This is a genomic window from Rhizobium binae, assembly GCF_017357225.1.
In the GTDB taxonomy this organism is placed as follows: Bacteria; Pseudomonadota; Alphaproteobacteria; order Rhizobiales; family Rhizobiaceae; genus Rhizobium; species Rhizobium binae.
The window spans coordinates 1-17,383 of the sequence record NZ_CP071606.1 but is presented as its reverse complement, the minus strand read 5'-3'; the positions used below and the strand labels follow the sequence as shown (position 1 = coordinate 17,383).

Here is a 17,383-nt window from a genome sequence, read left to right as displayed (position 1 = left end):
GAGAGGCTGCTTCCTGGGAAAGCAGCCTCAGCTTAGGCGTTACTGCATCTGCGACGGTCCGAGTTTGACCGAGACTTTCTCAAGCGTGCCGTTGAACTTGAACGGCACCTGGTAGTCGCTGTCGTTCACGCCCGTGCGCGTGTCCACGCCGAGGTCAAACGTCTCGTCTAAGCTCATGATGGCCGGAATGGTGTGCGGAATCTGCTGGGTGGCAACCTGCTGGCCATCGACCGTCAGAGTGCCGGTCCCGCCTTTCCCAATGCCAGGGCCATCATACTTGAAGTCAAAAGCAATGGTATGTTTTCCCGCTGCGAGTGCCGTGGCACCTTCCCAACGGAATTTGGCCAGGCTCAGCAGGTTGTAGGTGAAAATCGGCTTGCCGCTGACGAGATAAAACCCAAAGCCGCCGAACTTCCCTCCATTGGTCACGATCATCCCGCTGCCATCGGCGGGCACCTCGACGTCGGCTGTAATCGTGAAGTCTCGCGCCAGAATGTTGGGCGCATTGCTTGAAGCAATACCGGACAACTCGGCCGAGTAGACGAAGAAGTCCCGGCCCGCCACATAGCTCGGTTTCGGCGACAGTACGCGCGGAAGAACGCTGTTATCCAGCGGCAGGACGCCGTACTTCTCCGCCTGGATCAGGAACCGTTCCTGCATCTCCTTGAGCTTGTCGGGCATCTGCCCCGCCAGATCGTTGTTCTCGGAGTAGTCCTTGGCGATGTTATAGAGTTCCCACTTGTAACTCAGTACATCGGGCATCGCCTTGGTACCCATGAACCATGGGCCTTCCGGCGGAGTCGTCGCCGCCAGCCAGCCATCATGATAGATGGCGCGATTGCCGAATATCTCGAAATATTGCGTATCGCGTTTCGACGGTGCGTTTGCATTTGCTTTGTCGAAGGTATAGGCCATGCTGATCCCCTCGATGGGCTTCTGTGCAACGCCATTCAGCATCTGCGGTGCAGGGATTCCTGTCACCTCGAGGATCGTCGGCACGATATCGATCATGTGATGAAACTGCGGGCGGATGCCGCCGAGGTCTGCAATGTGGCCTGGCCATGAAATCGCCATGCCCTGCCGCGTGCCGCCGAAGTGCGAGGCCACCTGCTTCACCCATTTGAACGGCGTATCAAAGGCCCAGGCCCAGCCCACCGCCATGTGCGGCTGGGTGGCCGCCGTGCCCCAGGCGTCGTAGAACTTCATCTGATCGGCGACCGGGATTGGAATGCCTTGGAGGGCGGCCAAATCGAATGGGGTGCCGTTGGGCGTGCCCTCGGAACTCGTACCGTTGTCACCTTCGATATAGATGATAAGCGTGTTGTCGAGCTTGCCCATGTCCTTGACCGCCTGGATCACGCGGCCGATCTCATGATCGGTATAGGCCACGTAGGCGGCGAACACCTCAGCCTGCCGGATAAAGAGTTTCTGTTCATCCGCCGTCAGTTGATCCCAGTTCTTCAGCAAATCTTGCGGCCAAGGCGTAAGTTGGGTGTCCTTTGGGACAACTCCAAGCCGCTGCTGGTTGGCGAAAATGGTCTCCCGCAACTTGTTCCATCCGCCGTCGAACAGGTGCATGGCGTGGATCTTGTCCACCCATTCCTGCGTTGGTTGATGAGGCGCGTGCGAGGCGCCTGGCACATAGTAGACAAAGAATGGTTTCTCCGGCGCCTGAGCGTTGAGTTTCTTCAGGTGGTCAACGGCATCGTCCGCCATGCCGGTGATCAGATTGAAGTCGGGATTCTGCTCCCACGGAGCGATCTGGTTGGTATTGCGGAACAGGAACGGACGATGCTGGTCCGCTTCGCCACCCATGAACCCGTAGAAATATTCAAAGCCCATGCCGATAGGCCACTGATCGAACGGACCGGCATCGCTGTACTGATAGCTCGGCGTGTTATGGTTCTTTCCGAACCAGGAGGTGGCATAGCCGTTCTGCCTCAGAATTTCGCCAATCGTGCCGTTGTCGACCCCTATGACGCCATCATAGCCGGGGTAGCCAGTGGCCTGTTCGAGCACTACACCGGCGCCCACCGAATGGTGGTTGCGGCCGGTGATCAACGCAGCGCGGGTCGGGGAACAGAGGGCGGTGGAATGGAACTGCGTGTAGCGCAGGCCGTCGGCCGCCACCTGGTCGAGCGTTGGCGTCGGAATCACACCGCCGAAGGTGCTGGACACGCCATATCCGGCATCGTCGGTCATGATGAGGAGAATGTTCGGAGCACCCTTGGGCGGCACGATGTTCGGCTGCCAATAGGGCTTCGAATCCTTTGAGCTCAATCCGATTTCGCCGCCGAACGACGCTGGCGGATTGGGCAGATACCGCCCGTCGACCGTTGTCGTGGCACTCGGCGAGCCGGGCGTGCCGGTGACCTGTTGTGCAGAAGCCAATACCGCGCTGGACAGCAGCGCCGCAACCAATGCGACGATGCGAACGGTCACTTTGAGAACAATTCCAGGCATGTTCATTCCTCCCTTCGTGACGGCTTTTGCCGGTGGAGTTGCGGCCCTTGGGCGGGCTCATATCGAGGTTCCTTATGCTCCATTCGCTCCTCGGCAATGAGGTCCCTCTAGGAGATGACGGCACCTGCGAGCGCCGCCAGGCGGGTTCCGACGACTGAATTCAGCAGTAGTAGACGCCCGCCGCGCAGCGGCGCACCGTGCGACGGGCGACGCCGGCGTAGCTGACTGGCGTGAGAGGCCTGCCGATGATGGCCTGCGCTTCAGTCACGAAGCTCGCGCGCCTGCCACGGACGACCAGTTCTTCGTTCCATAGGAGGCCGGAAAAGCCGGCGGCGAGTGCTGCGGCTGTGAGCACGAAGGCTCGGACTAATCTGGTCATGATACAATCCTTGCTGATCTATGTTGGTACGCGGTTGCGTTCAGGCCGACCTTCACTTCGCCGGCCCACTTGGCGGGAGTTCGTCCATCTCGGCGAACATGTCCGCCGAGACCTCCTTTGCCCCTGCGGGCGGCTTGAAGGTGAACGCGGCATCGTCGACCGGCACGTCGGTCTTCCAGTCGCGGATGGTGAGCGTGTATTGGGGAGCTTGTCCGACCGCTTTGCTGGTCACGACCATCTTGCAGGGGATTGGATCGGAGCCGGCGCGAACCCAAAGCTGCCAGTCCGTGTCCTGCTGGCGGAAGGCAAGGTGTTCGCATTCGATGCCACCGACGACGCCCTCGCCGATATGCTTGGCGTCGATGATCTCTTTCGACAGTGTGCTGTAGACATCGGAGAGGAGCAGATCTGCGCCGGGCAAAGCGCGGCCGCGATCCCGCAGCATGTCGATGAGCTGGTCGACGGTGCCGGCCGCGGGCAGCTTGATATAGCCGTCAATGTTTTTGCCGAACACGGTGAATGTCTTGCCGTCGAAGACCATCTCGACGTCGGAATAGCCGCCGGTGCGGGTCGCGTGGATCTTGTCTGGACGAACCAGGTGCAGGCTGCCCGAATTGTCGAACTGGATTTTCTCCATTTGCGGCGTAACCACCTCGATCGATGAATCGAAGGCAACCGAAAGGTTCTTCTGCGCCGCCAGATAATCCGACATCGCTTTCAGGATCTTCTCCGCGTCGTCGCCTTCAGCGCGGGCGGGAGTGGTCGTCGTAGCGGCGACCGCCAACGATGCCGCGAAAGCGGCGCAGCAGAAAGTCAGTCTAACCGGAAGTATCATTTTCGTTCTCCCCTTGTTGCGTTTCGCCTGAGCCTATTGTGCTGGCCCAATAGAAATCAGATGCTTGTCTTGAGTTGTCGCCTGCGGCCTTCACTGCGGCTTCGAACTCGGCTTTGTCGGCCTACTTCGGCGTGGCCGGCTGCGATCGCCCCGCCGACATCGCGGCGCTCGTTAGGTCACCCGCCATGGTCGTGGTCTCCTGCCGTCCCCTTCGCAGCGAAACGCTGTTTGCGAAGCCCTGCAACGCACCAGAGCGTCAGCACGACGTGGCCGACAAGCGCCACCCAAAGCCCGACGCCAGACAGGGCAAGCCCGAAATAGGCATAGGCCAGCAGCGCCGCCGCGATGACATCGTAGATCAACAGCGACAGGACGAGGCCCGCCGCGGCGCGGCTCTCTTCGTCCTCACTCGCTTGCCAGCATGCCACGCCCAAGGCGATCAGCGCTGCGCCCGCGACACGCCCGATCAATTCCGGAAGCGCGCTATCGAGCGGTCGCCCCAGGAGGATCAGCACTGGGAAATTCGGCACGAGCAGGAATGCCAGTCCTGTCGCGCCCTCAGCGACTGCGGTGACACGGAGCAGCAAGCGCAGCATCATGGGCCTCCTCGCAACAACGTGGTTCAGGTGTGTATCAGGCAGAGTTTCGGCCGCAGCCCCAGCATCGCGGCTATTCCCGCCGCCAGTGTCGCAAAATCCGTATCGCGCCGGCGCAATAGTGGCGTCGATGCAAGATTGTGGCTGTCCATCTCTGCCTCCCGAAAATGCTCTCACTGTTGCGCGGGCTCCAACTTGAAGGTCAGCCTGTCGATCTTGCCGGTGAACTTGAATGGCGTGTCGTAGCGGTATTCGAGCAGCGCCACGCCTGTGCGCGTGTCCTGGCCGACATCGAAGGTTTCGTCCTCGGGGAAGGTCACCGGAATGCCGTGCTCCAGGGTGTTCGTGGCCACTTCCTTTCCATCGACGGAGAGGACGCCCTTACCACCCGTACCCAGTTTGGTGCTGTCCGTCTGGTAGTCGAAGACGATCGTATGCTTGCCCGCTTCGAGTTCGGGCCCTTCCCACATCGTGCGCTTGAGGTCGAGAAAGTTGTAGAGGTACACCACCTTGCCGCGTCCGACGCCAAAATCACCTTTGCTCAGGAACAGGCCGTAGCCGCCGAAGCGCCCGCCCTCGGTGACGATCATGCCTTCTGCGCCGCCCTCGGGGATGTCGACCTCGGCGGTGATGGTATAGGACTTGTTCAGGATATCAGGGGCGGCGCTGGCCGGCACCCCGCTCAACTCCCCAGAATAGGCGAACTCGGTCCGCCCGCCCGTCAGGTTTGGGCGCGGGGTGTTCCAGCGGGTAAGCGTCGAGTTGTCGAGCGGCAGCACGTTGTACTTCTTCGCTTCCGCATAGAAGAGGTCCTGCATGTCCTTGAGCTTGTCCGGCATCTTTGCGGCCAGATCATTGAACTGGGTGGGATCGTCACTGACGTTGTAGAGTTCCCAGTTGTAGCCGGTGATGACATCCGGAGGCGTCTTGGTGCTGAGCTCCCATGGCAGCGTCGCCGGCGTCGTCGCCGCCACCCAGCCGTCGTGATAGACGGCGCGGTTGCCGAGCATCTCGAAATATTGCGTGTCGTGACGGGTGGGCGCGTTCGCGCTGGCCTTGTCCCAGGTGTAGACCATGCTGACGCCCTCGATCGGGGCCTGCTTGATGCCGTTGATCATATCAGGCGCCGGAATGCCGGCCGCTTCGAGGATGGTCGGCACGATGTCGATGACGTGGTGGAACTGGCCGCGGACGCCGCCATGATCCGTGATGTGGCCGGGCCACGCCATGACCATGCCCTGCGCGGTACCGCCGAAATGCGAGGGCACCTGCTTGACCCATTTGAACGGCGTATCCATCGCCCAGGCCCAGCCGGCCGCGTAGTGTGGGAAGGTCCGTTCCGATCCCCAGAAGGGATACCAGAGAAACTGGTCCTTGACCGGCACCGGGATGCCATTGAAGGTCGTGAACTCGTTCGGCGTGCCGTTGAGCATGCCTTCGGCGCTCGCCCCGTTGTCGCCGCCGATGTAGATGATCAGGGTGTTGTCGAGTTCGCCGAGGTCGTCGACCGCCTGAATGATGCGGCCGATCTCGTTGTCGGCATAGGCAAGATAGGCGCCATAAATGTCCGCCTGTTTGATGAAGAGCTTCTTCTCCTCGAAGCTCAGCGAATCCCATTGCGGCAGGCCGTCCGGCCAGGGCGTCAGCTTGGCGTCCTGCGGCATGATGCCCAGCCGCTTCTGGTTGGCGAAGATCGTCTCCCGCATCTTGTTCCAGCCGTCGTCGAAGAGGTGCATGTCGCTGATCTTCTTGATCCAGTCCGGGGTCGGGTGATGGGGCGCATGGGTGGCGCCGGGCACATAATAGACGAGCCAGGGCTTTCCGGGGGCGATCTCCTTGAGCTGTTTGATGTAGCCGATGGCTTCATCGGCCATAGCCGTCTCCATGTTCCAGCCGGGATTGCCCTCGAAGGGATAGATGGCCGTGGTGTTGCGGAACAGGTTCGGCTGCCACTGGCTGGCATCGCCGCCGACGAAGCCGTAGAAGTAATCGAAGCCCATGCCGTTCGGCCACTGGTTGAACGGTCCCGCCTGGCTCGACTGATAGGACGGAGTGTTGTGGTCCTTGCCGAACCACGAGGTGGCATAGCCGTTTTCCTTGAGGATCGTGCCGATCGTGCTCTTTTCGATGGGAATGATCGAATCGTAGCCCGGATACCCCGTCGCTATTTCGCCGACGACCCCGTAGCCGACCGAGTGATGGTTACGTCCGGTGATGAGCGCTGCGCGCGTGGGTGAGCATAATGCGGTGGAATGGAAGTTCGTGTAGCGCAGCCCGCTGTTCGCGATTCGATCCATGGAAGGAGTGGGTATGACACCGCCAAAGGTACTCGGCGCGCCGAAACCTTGGTCATCCGTCATAATCAACAGAACGTTGGGGGCGCCCTTTGGGGGCACGACGCGCGGCGCCCACCAGGGCGTCGATTCCGAAGCCTTGTCCTTGATCACCCCGCCGAACGCAGGATCGGGCGCTGGCAATTGCTTGCCGTCGATCGTCGTCGTAGCGTCTGGAGAGCCGGGCGTGTCCGTGACCTCTAGCGCCGGGGCCGGCAGCACGCAGGACAGGAGCGTCGCGACAAAGGCAGTGCTCCACAGGGTCACTTTCCGAGTAGTTCTACACAGGTCCATTTTACCCTCCCGTGTGATGCAAAAGGCGCGAAGTCAGCCGCTCTACGCTAGTAGCAGGGTGGATAGGGATAGTAGCCGCAGGCCGGCGGGTATGGTGGGCGGTAGTATGGGGCAGCCCCGTAAGCGGCACCCGCAGCCGCGCCCGCGTACCAGGCGCCGCGATAGGCGGTGCGGCGGGCCGCACCCGCGAAGGATGCGGGGGTGCGCGGCAGCCCGATGATATCGATGAAGATGGAAGCCGGGCCATCGGCTTTCTCAAGATTGCTCTCCAGAACGTCGACGGTGAACGTGAGCGTATCGCCCGAAAGCTTCGGATCCTTGAGGACGACTACCGCATCTTCAGCCGTTGACGCCTCCTTGTCGAAGACCGAAACCGTTGCGTTCGGCGGGTCCTTTTCAAAGCTGCCGCCCGGTGCCCACTCCTCCAAGAGATGTGCGGTCAATCCGTGGCCGGCCGAGCGCACCGGGCGATCGGCGAACATGATCGAGTTGGGCGAAATGCCGTTGAGCGTTAGGGTCGTCCCCTTCAGGCTTGCGCCGTCGGCATTCATCACGATCAGGGACGGAACGATCTCCTGCTTGGCGGTGCCGATCGACTTTTGGGCGGGTGCCTTAATTGCATTCTCGGCAACGGCCGATCCTGTCACGCCGAGAAGCCCAGCGACAGCAATCGCCAGCGCAAATCCCGATACACCTCCGATAACCATCTTGTCCTCCCTTGATGCAAGCCGGGACTGGCGCGACTATCGTGCGACAGTCGTCCGCTCCTGAAAATCTGGTCAAGTGTCGTGCGCGAATACCGGCCTCGCGGGCAAAGTTGGCCCGTCCACCGACACAATCGTTTGATGCACATGAGATTTGAGCATGCCGTTCCCCAAAAACTGGCCACACGCTCTTTCCCTAACGCGTATATTAGTTCCTGGCTTTGATCTGGCGCAATCAAGTATAAATAAGTAGCAGCTAGTGACCGACAGTCATGACGTCACCGTCTACAAGCTTATCTAAAGGGAGTCGCAACAAGAACAGTTCAAAATCGTAACCCTAAGGTCGACCGGATCGCGAACTCTCGTCGCGAACCCGCATGATGGTCTGGCGGCTTGTTACGAATTTCCTGGCGATCGCTGAAATGCTCATCCCCGTTGCGAGATCGTCGCGCACATTCTGCTTCTGTTGTCGCTGAGCGTCGAGGGGCGGCCGAGGGTCTTTCCTTCCGACTTGGCGCGTTTGAGACCTGATTGCGTTCGCTCGATCAGCAAATCGCGCTCGAACTGGGCGACGGCGTTGAGCACGTTCATTGTCATCGTGCCGGCCGAGATGGTGAGATCGGCGCCGCCGAGCGCGAGGCAATAGACCCTCATGCCCATTTCGGTAAGCCGCCTGACTGTGGTGCTGACGTCGATCGCATCGCGGCCAAGGCGGTCTAGCTTGGTTACGATTAGAATGTCGCCTGACTCCAGTTTGTCCTTGAGCCGGGAAAAGCCACGGCGCTGCTCAATGGCGGTGCTGCCGGAAACGGTCTCGGTGACGATCCGGCGTGGCTCGACAGGGAAGCCGGGGGCTTCAATTTCCTGAATCTGGTTTTCGGTGGTCTGTCCTGTGGAGGAGACGCGGACATAGGCAAAAGTGCGTGGCATGGGTCCATTTCGTCCGAATAGGCCGTCCGAAATGTCAGCCATGTACGAAACTCAGCCAAGATAATTTGTGGACGGGGCGTTTTGGGCCTGTACGAAATCGACCGTTTCCGGACAGAGATTTGGCCACCAGCGCATATTTGTAAGGAGGCTGCTGCAGATCAAGCCTGGTCTCGAGGCGATGGTGGAAAGCAGCGACGCTTCGTCTTTGGTGCTGGCCACTGCGCAACATGGGAATATCCGCAAGTTCGCAGGAGCCTTCCTTCAGGCGTTTACGTTCCACTCGCGTCGCCGACACGATCCGCTGCTCGCGGCGATTGCGACTCTGAAAATGCTTTATGTGGAAGGGCGTCGCATCTTGCCGAATCGCGTGCCGGTCGACCATCTGGGAGCGATCGAGAAAAAGGTGATCTTCGAGAATGGAAAACCGGATCGGCGGCTTTACGAAATCGCGACGCTTACGCATTTGCGGGACCGACTGAATTCGCGAGACGTCTGGGTCGAGGGTAGCCGGTCATTCCGGCCGATAGACGAACATCTCATGCCGAAACAGGCCTTTGTCGCCCTGAGAGAGGAAAATGAACTCGGGTTCGGTGTCACGATCGACTGTGCGGCTTGGCTTGCGGAAGTTCGTCAGATGATGGACGTCAATCTCAAACGGTTGGCTTGGCGAGCCCGCTTCGGGAAGCTGGATGGCGTCAGAATGGAAGACGGCACACTGATCGTGACGCCGCATGCAAGCGACGTTCCCGCCGCGGCTGAAGCCCTCAACGCCGAAATCACGGAAATGTATCCGCTGGTCGAGGTGCCGGACCTACTCAGGGAAGTGCATGAATGGACCGGATTGCCGACCAGTTTACCCATGTCCGGACGGGAGATGCGCCACAAAACATCGCCGCTATGCTGGCCGGCGTTTTGGCGGATGGCACCAATCTCGGCCCGAAGCGTATGGCGGGAGCCTCCAAGGGTATCAGCGCCCACCAGATCGGCTGGATGCGCAGCTTCCACGCCCGCTCGGAAACCTATCGGGCCGCGCAGGCGTGCGTCACCGATGCCCACACGCGGCATCCGCATTCGCAAATTTGGGGCGACGGAACGACCGCTTCGTCTGATGGGCAATTCTTCCGCGCCAGCGACAGGGCCGCCAGGCGAAGTGACATCAACCTGCATTATGGCAGCGAACCGGGGTCGAAATTTTACAGCGGGCTTTCTGACCAATACGGTTATTACAGCATCCCGCCGATCAGCCCGACCGAGAGCGAGGCCGTTTATGTGCTTGATGGCCTATTCGACCACGACACGATTCTCGACATCGAGGAACTGTTCACCGATACAGGCGGTGTCAGCGATCAGCCCTTCGGGCTTTTCCCCATCGTCAACAGGCGCTTCTCGCGTCGCATGCGTAATCTCAAGGACCGGAAATTCCATACATTTTAGAAAGGAGATGCCTACCCGGAGCTGGCTAAACACATTGGTGTGCCGATCAATACCGATCTCATCCTGGAGCATTGGGACGAGTTCTTGCGGCTTGGCGTATCAATCACGACACGAACCGTTGCACCATCGACGATCCTGAAGTGGTGCTCATCGTCGAAGTCCAGCGATCTCGCCAAGGCCTTACGCGAGCTCGGCCGCATCGAGCGTACCTTGTTCATAATCGAATGGTATTCCAACCCGGCTTTGCGCCGGCGCTGCCAGGCCGGGCTCAACAAGGGCGAAGCCGCCCACAAACTCAAACGCGCTGTCTTCTTCCATGAGCGCGGCGAAATACGGGATCGCTCCTTTGACAGTCAGGCGTTCCCTGCTTCCGGGCTTAACCTCGTGGTCAGCGCCATCGTTCATTGGAACACCGTCTATCTCAGCCGCGCGGCGGCACACTTGCGCCAGCGGGGTCGGCATATTCCCGACCAACTGCTGAGGCACGTCTCACCGCTCAGTTGGGAGCACATAAATCTCACCGGCACCTATTCCTGGGACACCGAGGAACTGTTGCCCGAAGGCTTCAGGCCCCGGCTTCCCGGCCGAATCCTCCGAGCGGCGTGACGTTCACCGTTCGTTCGACCTTAGCGCAGGATTTTGAACAGATCTTGTTCCGACCCCGATCTCGGCGAAATGGTCGTGCGAACTGAAGGCGAGACACCGTTTGCGCCCGGGATGACGGTCTGGGCAAGTCCAATTGAAGGCGCGGAACACAGGTTCTGAGAAGACGAAGAGCGCCAGCCTATCGACACGCGATTGCTGGTTCGCGCGGCGATTCGGACGCCCCGCCTCACCCACCACTCATACTTTGAATATCTGCAACCAATGATTAACATGCAATCGTTGATGAATGGAGCCAGAGACGGCAAGCATGACGATCCGCAACCTGGACGATTGGTTGAAGCAGCGCTTGCGCTTGCGGGCGGTAGCACATGGCCGCTCCATGGAGGATGAAGCGCGGGATTTTCTGCGCACGGCGCTAGCAACCAACGAGCCAATTGCTCGCAATCTCGCCGATGCCATCCGCACGCGCCTGCTCTCGGTCGGCGGCATCGAACTCGACATCCCACGCCACGAGCCAATTCGTGAGCCGCCGGATTTTGCCGCGTGATGAGTTCGGTATATTCGTCCAATCCGTGCTTGGACCCTTCGCGGCCGAGACCCGACATTCTGACGCCGCCGAACGACGCCTCGGTGGAGACGAGACCGGTATTGACCCCCACCATCCATATTCGAGCGCTTCGGCCACGCGGAAGACCCGCGACAGATCGCGCGCTGGTGTAAACTTCATCGATTGGTTTGCCGAAGAGGCACGACGCACCATAGATAATTGCCCCCTGGCTTTAGCCAAGGGTTTCCCTGCTCCAGCCGCTCCAGCCTCAGGATCATCGCCAAATCGTCACCGCTTTCGATCATCAGCGATGCCAAGCCTTGAGAACGGCGCCGCGCTCTCCGGCTGTCTTCGTCGCCTACGGCGATGGCATCTTCGGTTTCCGCCGCACCGTCGCTCTCCGGCTGTCTTCGTCGCCTACGGCGATGGCATCTTCGGTTTCCGCCGCACCGAAACCAGGGACCGCGCCCAGCACCTCACCTGTCGCCGGATTTCGGACCATGGCCGACACGCGACCTTTTGCTTCGATCCACCGATCGCAATGGGGCATGCCTAGCAGGGAGGGATCATTCAGTCTCATGGGACACCTTTCAACAGACTGGGTGAGCGGCGCCCGGCTCGAAATTGAGATGCACTATATGTCCAGGATTGTGTCCGGCAATAGCCTCATGACCGAACGGCCTCCGCGCCTCGCCCGTTGCCGTCTCCGCGGAGAGTGGATACTATTTGCGGCAAGGCCTGCCCCCCCACGGCTCCTGCAATTCAAAGACGCTCCAGATTTGCTCGCTTGATCCCTGCGGGCCCGTATCATCCATCGCGCCTCCTGGGAACGGAGTTCGTGACGCCCTTATTCGGCCGCCGCTACTGCCGGTCTTGCCTCTGGAAAGAAGGCCGACAATTCGCCGACCACCTCACAGATACGGTTCGAAAGCGCATCGGATGAAACCGCGTAGTCCGCAAAATCACGGTCTGACGCATAGACGGCCGTCGGTAGCGTGTGGGCCATGAAGAAACCGAACAGCGGCCTCAGCTGATGCTCGACCATCAAGGCATGCCGGTCGCCGCCGCCGGTCGCCGTAATGATGATCGGCTTCGCGCGAAGCTCCTGTGGATCGATCAGATCGAGGAGGTGCTTGAAAAGGCCAGGGTAGGAGCCCTTGTAAGTCGGGGAACCGACAATCAGCACATCGGCCCTTACGATCTCGTCGACGACACGCCTGGCCTGATCATCGAGGTCCTTGCGCCACAGGGCGTCGCCCAGCGACGGACCGACATCGTGCAGATCATAGGTTTGCTCGAAAAGCCGTATCTGACACTGGCGCGCTCGGCGACATGCCGGACGAGCGCCAGTGTCTTCGATGGACGGTTGAAGCTGCCGGCAATGCCGACGAGTTTGAAACCTGACATGGCTTTTCCTCTCTGTGGTTGGTCAAATATTGTCTATAAAATTACTGGATTAAAGGAATGTGCGTCTCTCCTTCGCCGCTCCATTGAAAAAACATTCGCACACGGTCTGCCGACCATTTGTTCTGGACGTCGTCGTCGGCTTGGCGCCTGACAAGTGCTGCGCCATCGAAACCGGCTGCTGTCACGATCGCCTCGCGAACATCGGCCTTGCCGATACCCCTCGTCTCGCTTCAGAAAGCGTGCTGCAGGGCCCTGCTAACGCCAATCCAATCCTGCCCGTCGAATAGGCAGCGATCTCGAAAAGAGATGCCGGCGTCGGATCGCTGAATTCCGGCTCGATCCTCGAGCCGCATTTCTTGCCACGCACGCTCCTCCAGCGTTTGAGGTCGCGCGTCCAATAGCGCGACGAGCCTGCGGGCGGTCCGGACCGCCGACCTTCAAAGGGCTTCCTTTAATCGACCATTTAATGATCTACATCCCGGTCGAAAGGGAGCAACCGCATGAAGCTGTCAGAACAGGTCAAGCCGATCAGCCATCTCAAGGCGCATGCGCCCGAGATCATCCGGACATTGAAACAATCCGCAGCCAGTCGTCATTATCCTTCACGGCGAGGCGAAAGCCATTCTGCAGGACGTACGTTGGCCAATACGAGGAAACTCAGGAGACCCTGGCGCTCCTGAAGGTTCTGGCGCTCGCCAACCGGCAGTCGAGGAAGGCAAGCTGCGCCCTGCTGCCGACACATTCGCGCGCATCCGCAAGCGTCTGTCAGACAACAAGTCCTGATGCCCTATCGTGTTCTTTTCGCAGAGGAAGCGGAACGCGACATCGAGGATCTCTATCGTTTCTCGCCGGCCGCGACGGCACCGAGACCGCTGAGCGCATTCTGAGCCAAATCGAGAGCGCCTGCGCCGATCTCGAAAAATTTCCTGCGCGAGGAAATATTCCGAAAGAGCTCACCGCGATCGGCCTCACCGAATATCGGGAACGGCACCATAAACCCAAGCGGATGATCTATCGCATGATCGGCACCGATGTCGTCGTCTACTGTGTCGTAGACGGGCGCCGCGACATGCAGGCTTTCCTGGAGCGAAGGCTGATCCGCTGACACTCGCCAAATCAAGCTGTAGCGGTCTCCAACCCTCGCACCTTATCCGGTTTTTCGGCCGGTCGGCGCATTTGCCCGCAACAGCGCCATCAGCATCGGGCCGATCGCAAATTCCCCCTTTTCGCTGCGTCGCGTCAGGTCGCGGAGGTAACCACCGGCCGAATTGATATGGCCGCCGCGTTCCAGGATACATGCCATCACCGTTGCGGCATTTTCCGGTCCCATAGCGTTTGCAGCTTCCTCGTAGGCTGACGGACTGACGCCGAGCATCGATCGCACCATCACGGCCGCGGTCATCAAGTCACGCCAGTTGCGGATTTCACCATGCGGCCCATAGGCAAGGATTTCCGGGCAGGCCTGCAGAACCAGGCCCAGCGGGAAGGTTTTCAGTCCGCCACCCTCATCGTGGCTGCCCGGTCGCCGGCCTCGCGTTTCATCCTGCCGGCCCGAACCGGCTGCCTCCCCCCTGCCCCGCTCTCGCGGCATGGCGGTCAGCCGGTTGTCTTGCTCAGCCATCGCCCCCTGCTTCGTTTCGAAGCCTGGTTCAAGTTCAGAATTGGATTCAGGGTTTGAACTCTGTATGTGGCGCTCGATATAATCGGCATTGCCGCGCTGTTTCGTCGATTTAACTCGAATTTCCAGCCGGTTAAGGATATCCGCCCGGAGCGCCGTCAATTCGTCCAGCAATTGTTCGAGTTGTGCCGTCGTCGGTGAGCGTGGCAGGCCTTCGATCAGTTCCCGGAACTCCCGGTGAAGGCCCTGCCAATCCCCTTCAACCTTCTCTTCGACGGCCGCTTCAATCAGCTTGGCGATATCGCGGCGGCAAAGCGTGATCCGTTCGCGCAGACGCTGGACATGCAGCCGCTCGGCCATCACCTCGGCAGCCAGTTGTTCGATCTCTTCGGCACGGGCAAGCAGCGGCGCCAGCGAGAAGCCGAAGGCCTCGTTGACCTCCCCTGCCCTGTCTCTGCGGACATAACGCTTGCCGTTGGGACTATCCTTGCGCAGCAGAAGCCCCGCCTCGACGAGCGCTGCAAGATGGCGCCGCACGGTCTGCTCAGCCATGCCGTGCGTTCTGAGTGAAAGCTGAATGTTCGACGGGAATACGATCAACCCGTTTTCCTGCGCCAGCTCGTTCTTGGGATAAAAGCTCAAGAGTGCATTGAGCACCGCAAGTGCGCGATCGCTGATGCCAAGCAGCGGCTTTGCTTCGCACAGCGCGCGAAACAGCTTCCATTTGTCGACCGATTGATCGGGTTTGATTTCACCTGCCATCACCTGGCTTGCGAGCATGCCAAGCGTCATCGGCCGCCGCCCGAAGGGCGTCGTTATACTTCCGGTTTCCATCTCTTCCACCTCGACGAGGCAAAAGAAATCCGCTCGCCAAAACGGCGCCAAAGACTCTTGACAGCGATTCTCGGAAGTGCGATTCTCGGAGGTGTTCAAGACTACGAGGAAAGCTTCCGCGACGGTGACGTTCGGGGGCTTTTTTCTTTTGCGCGTTATCTCCTATCCGAATTGTCAGCTGACAATCGGTCTAACTGCCTCATTTTCCCTCATTTTCCTCTTCGAACTCAGCGGCGAGGCCTATCAACCGCCGGGCCAGGAATTCAGAGAACGCCGCCGATTTGGCGGTGATGCGAAAGGTTTTTCCCGAACGGGTCACGGAAGCGAGCGTTCCCCCGCCAGGGGTCCGAAGCGTCTGCTCGGCCCGCTGCGGGGCGCTCTTCTCCTCCAGCGCCTTCCATATGACATCGAAGCGGCTATTGCTCTCCAACGTGTGGAAATCTGCAGCACCGATTGCGGCTTGCGCCTTTTTCTGCCCGCCCGCTTCCCTGAATTTCTCAGCAAAGGCCAACCAGCGCGGACGCCCGACCTTGGGCGCCGGTCCGATGGCAAGAATGATCTCAGGATCGATCGTCTGCGCCACCTGCAGCAGCCTTGATGTTTCGGGCTTGTCCGTCGCCAGCGCCTGAGCAATCATATCGCGGCTGAAGCCGTGTTCGTCCATGCGCCGCGCAAATAGCGCCCGTTCGATGAAACTCAAATCGACGCGTGGACCGTTTTCCTGACCCTGTGCGAGGATCAACTCCTCATCCGTCAGCTTGCGTACCACGGCCTTGACGGGCACCCCGATCTCCGCCGCCGCACGCAGCCGCCTGTGGCCGTAGGCGGCCTGGTAATGCCCGGCCTTCACCGGGTCCGGCCGCACCAGGATCGGAACCTGCTGTCCGCTTTCCTGGATCGACTGCTTCAACCGCTCGAACTCGGGGTCCTTGCCGACCGGGATGCGGTCGCGGATAAAGGACATTTCGACGGAACCGGGATCGATCTCCAGCACCTTGTCGCCGGAGGCCAGCGATTCCCGCAAAGCCTTGGCGGCCGCCGCTTCCTCACCCAATCGTCCAAGCGACAGGTTCATCGCCTTGACCGCGCCCGAGGGCCGATGCGGCGGTGGCACCGCTGGCGCCTCCGGTCGTCCCGGCTCCACGGCGCCGACCATGCTCTTCAGGATATCGCGACCTTTTGGGCTCATGTCCTGCTCCATGCACTGCGAATGAGTTGCTCAACCTCGGCATTGACGCTGTCGACGGACTCGACGCCGCGGTCATAGGTCTGGCGATGCATGGTCTCGCGTCCTGCCTCGTAGATCGTCTGCTTGGAGAGGCCCGCGTCCGAAACCGCCGTCGACTTGACCATCATTGAGGTCAGCACGCGCTCGCCAAACAGGCTGCGCAAGAAGGCGACGATCTGGGCCTGTGGACCGTCATTCGCCTCGTAGCGGGTGACCAGGTAGCGCATCCAGTCATATTCGAGATTGCCGCCCGCCTGCTTGACCACCGCCAGAAGGTCGGAGGTCATCGTCAGGAACTGGTTCATCGACGCCACATCGAGCATCTGCGGATGGACGGTAATGAGCACCGCCGTAGCGGCACAAAGAGCAGACAGCGTCAGAAAACCGAGGGTAGGGGGGCAATCGATGATGACGACGTCGTAGCTCTGCTCCAGCGAATGCAGCGCTTTGCCGACCCGCATGAAGAACATGTCCTTGTCGTCGCGATTGCTATCGGCCAGCGCCTTTGGTGTGTCGTGTTCGAACTCGTGCAGTTCGAGATTGCCGGGGATGAGATCGAGACCGGGGAAATAGGTCTGGCGGACGATGTCGGCGACGTCGCGGCGTGTCTCGTCATATTTGATGGCGCCGTAAAGCGTCTCGTTCTCGCCGACATCGAATTCCGGCTGATATCCAAGCATCGCCGACATCGATGCCTGCGGGTCAAGGTCGACGGCAAGGACGCGGTAGCCGCGAAGCGCCAGGAACTGCGCCAGATGGATGGATGTCGTCGTCTTGCCGGAGCCGCCCTTGAAATTGGTAACGGCGATCACCTGGAGATGGTCGCCCGGCCGGCGCATCGGCAGATAGGAAGGTTTGGTGCGTCCGAGATACTGGCGCATCGCATGAATTTCTTCGAGCGAGAACACCCGGCGGCCAGCCGCCGTCTTTTCGGGATTGATCGTTTCCACCTGCGCGGCGAGGTGGCGAACATAACTGTCGGTGACGCCGAGCAACTTGGCGGTCTCGGTGCTGCTGAACCGCCGCAGCGATTTACGGGCATTGGGCGAAAACAACCGCTCAAACAGCACCTGCAACTGGCTGCTGAGCATCGTCGAGTCCTGGGCAATCGTCTCGTCGATCGAGACTTGACTCGCTCTCTTGGCTTTCTCAACAATCGCGGCCTTGGTCGGCAT

Annotated in this window: 11 protein-coding genes and 9 pseudogenes; 5 read left to right on the top strand and 15 right to left on the bottom strand. The window is 60.1% G+C overall.

Annotated elements, in window-relative coordinates; genetic code table 11:
- Positions 1-39 precede the first annotated feature (39 nt).
- The 8 genes and pseudogenes from J2J99_RS24500 to J2J99_RS24470 form a co-directional block, all read right to left on the bottom strand.
- On the bottom strand, positions 40-2,469 hold the full coding sequence (locus J2J99_RS24500; RefSeq protein ID WP_246763163.1) for an arylsulfatase: 2,430 nt from the start codon (positions 2,467-2,469) through the stop codon (positions 40-42).
- Between the two features lie 154 nt (positions 2,470-2,623).
- On the bottom strand, positions 2,624-2,842 hold the full coding sequence (locus tag J2J99_RS24495; protein ID WP_168297472.1) for a hypothetical protein: 219 nt from the start codon (positions 2,840-2,842) through the stop codon (positions 2,624-2,626).
- Positions 2,843-2,894: 52 nt separating this feature from the next.
- Entirely contained in the window at positions 2,895-3,677 is a 783-nt protein-coding gene (locus tag J2J99_RS24490; RefSeq protein WP_168297473.1) for a DUF2092 domain-containing protein, read from the bottom strand.
- Positions 3,678-3,853: 176 nt separating this feature from the next.
- Entirely contained in the window at positions 3,854-4,276 is a 423-nt protein-coding gene (locus tag J2J99_RS24485; RefSeq protein WP_168297474.1) for a hypothetical protein, read from the bottom strand.
- Between the two features lie 23 nt (positions 4,277-4,299).
- Entirely contained in the window at positions 4,300-4,425 is a 126-nt protein-coding gene (locus J2J99_RS34520) for a hypothetical protein (RefSeq protein WP_281410841.1), read from the bottom strand.
- Positions 4,426-4,446: 21 nt separating this feature from the next.
- A complete protein-coding gene (locus J2J99_RS24480) occupies positions 4,447-6,900 on the bottom strand; it encodes an arylsulfatase (RefSeq protein WP_246735374.1) in 2,454 nt (817 codons plus the stop codon).
- A 47-nt stretch (positions 6,901-6,947) separates the two neighbouring features.
- Positions 6,948-7,607 (bottom strand): hypothetical protein, encoded by a 660-nt coding sequence (locus tag J2J99_RS24475; protein ID WP_168297475.1) that lies wholly within the window; start codon positions 7,605-7,607, stop codon positions 6,948-6,950.
- A 334-nt stretch (positions 7,608-7,941) separates the two neighbouring features.
- Positions 7,942-8,534: pseudogene (locus tag J2J99_RS24470) on the bottom strand (recombinase family protein).
- A gap of 142 nt (positions 8,535-8,676) precedes the next feature.
- Between J2J99_RS24470 and J2J99_RS24465 the strand changes: the two are divergent.
- From J2J99_RS24465 to J2J99_RS24455, 3 genes and pseudogenes are all read left to right on the top strand, one after another.
- Positions 8,677-10,574: pseudogene (locus J2J99_RS24465) on the top strand (Tn3 family transposase); the annotation flags it as partial.
- Positions 10,575-10,628: 54 nt separating this feature from the next.
- Positions 10,629-10,733: pseudogene (locus J2J99_RS24460) on the top strand (sugar ABC transporter ATP-binding protein); the annotation flags it as partial.
- Positions 10,734-10,881: 148 nt separating this feature from the next.
- The gene (locus J2J99_RS24455; RefSeq protein WP_246735375.1) at positions 10,882-11,121 is read left to right on the top strand and encodes a FitA-like ribbon-helix-helix domain-containing protein; all 240 of its coding nucleotides are present in this window, start codon (positions 10,882-10,884) and stop codon (positions 11,119-11,121) included.
- A gap of 1 nt (position 11,122) precedes the next feature.
- Here the strand turns inward: J2J99_RS24455 and J2J99_RS24450 are convergent.
- The 4 pseudogenes from J2J99_RS24450 to J2J99_RS34610 all read right to left on the bottom strand — a co-directional run.
- Positions 11,123-11,289, bottom strand: a pseudogene (locus J2J99_RS24450) (aldehyde dehydrogenase family protein); the annotation flags it as partial.
- Between the two features lie 422 nt (positions 11,290-11,711).
- Positions 11,712-11,941, bottom strand: a pseudogene (locus tag J2J99_RS34615) (ABC transporter ATP-binding protein); the annotation flags it as partial.
- A gap of 27 nt (positions 11,942-11,968) precedes the next feature.
- Positions 11,969-12,528 (bottom strand): annotated as a pseudogene (msuE, locus tag J2J99_RS24445) (FMN reductase).
- A 98-nt stretch (positions 12,529-12,626) separates the two neighbouring features.
- A pseudogene (locus J2J99_RS34610) lies at positions 12,627-12,951 on the bottom strand (thioredoxin domain-containing protein); the annotation flags it as partial.
- 77 nt (positions 12,952-13,028) lie between these two features.
- On the opposite strand from J2J99_RS34610, the pseudogene J2J99_RS24435 reads away from it, so the two are divergent.
- Together J2J99_RS24435 and J2J99_RS24430 are read left to right on the top strand one after the other, a co-directional pair.
- A pseudogene (locus tag J2J99_RS24435) lies at positions 13,029-13,311 on the top strand (type II toxin-antitoxin system Phd/YefM family antitoxin).
- Positions 13,311-13,633 (top strand): annotated as a pseudogene (locus J2J99_RS24430) (type II toxin-antitoxin system RelE/ParE family toxin). Before J2J99_RS24435 ends, J2J99_RS24430 begins: the two co-directional pseudogenes overlap by 1 nt.
- Before the next feature lie 42 nt (positions 13,634-13,675).
- On the opposite strand, the gene repC reads toward J2J99_RS24430, so the two are convergent.
- From repC to repA, 3 genes are all read right to left on the bottom strand, one after another.
- Positions 13,676-14,980 (bottom strand): plasmid replication protein RepC, encoded by a 1,305-nt coding sequence (gene repC / locus J2J99_RS24425; RefSeq protein ID WP_168297477.1) that lies wholly within the window; start codon positions 14,978-14,980, stop codon positions 13,676-13,678.
- A gap of 199 nt (positions 14,981-15,179) precedes the next feature.
- Entirely contained in the window at positions 15,180-16,169 is a 990-nt protein-coding gene (repB, locus tag J2J99_RS24420; protein ID WP_168297478.1) for a plasmid partitioning protein RepB, read from the bottom strand.
- Entirely contained in the window at positions 16,166-17,383 is a 1,218-nt protein-coding gene (gene repA, locus J2J99_RS24415; RefSeq protein ID WP_168297479.1) for a plasmid partitioning protein RepA, read from the bottom strand. Before repA ends, repB begins: the two co-directional genes overlap by 4 nt.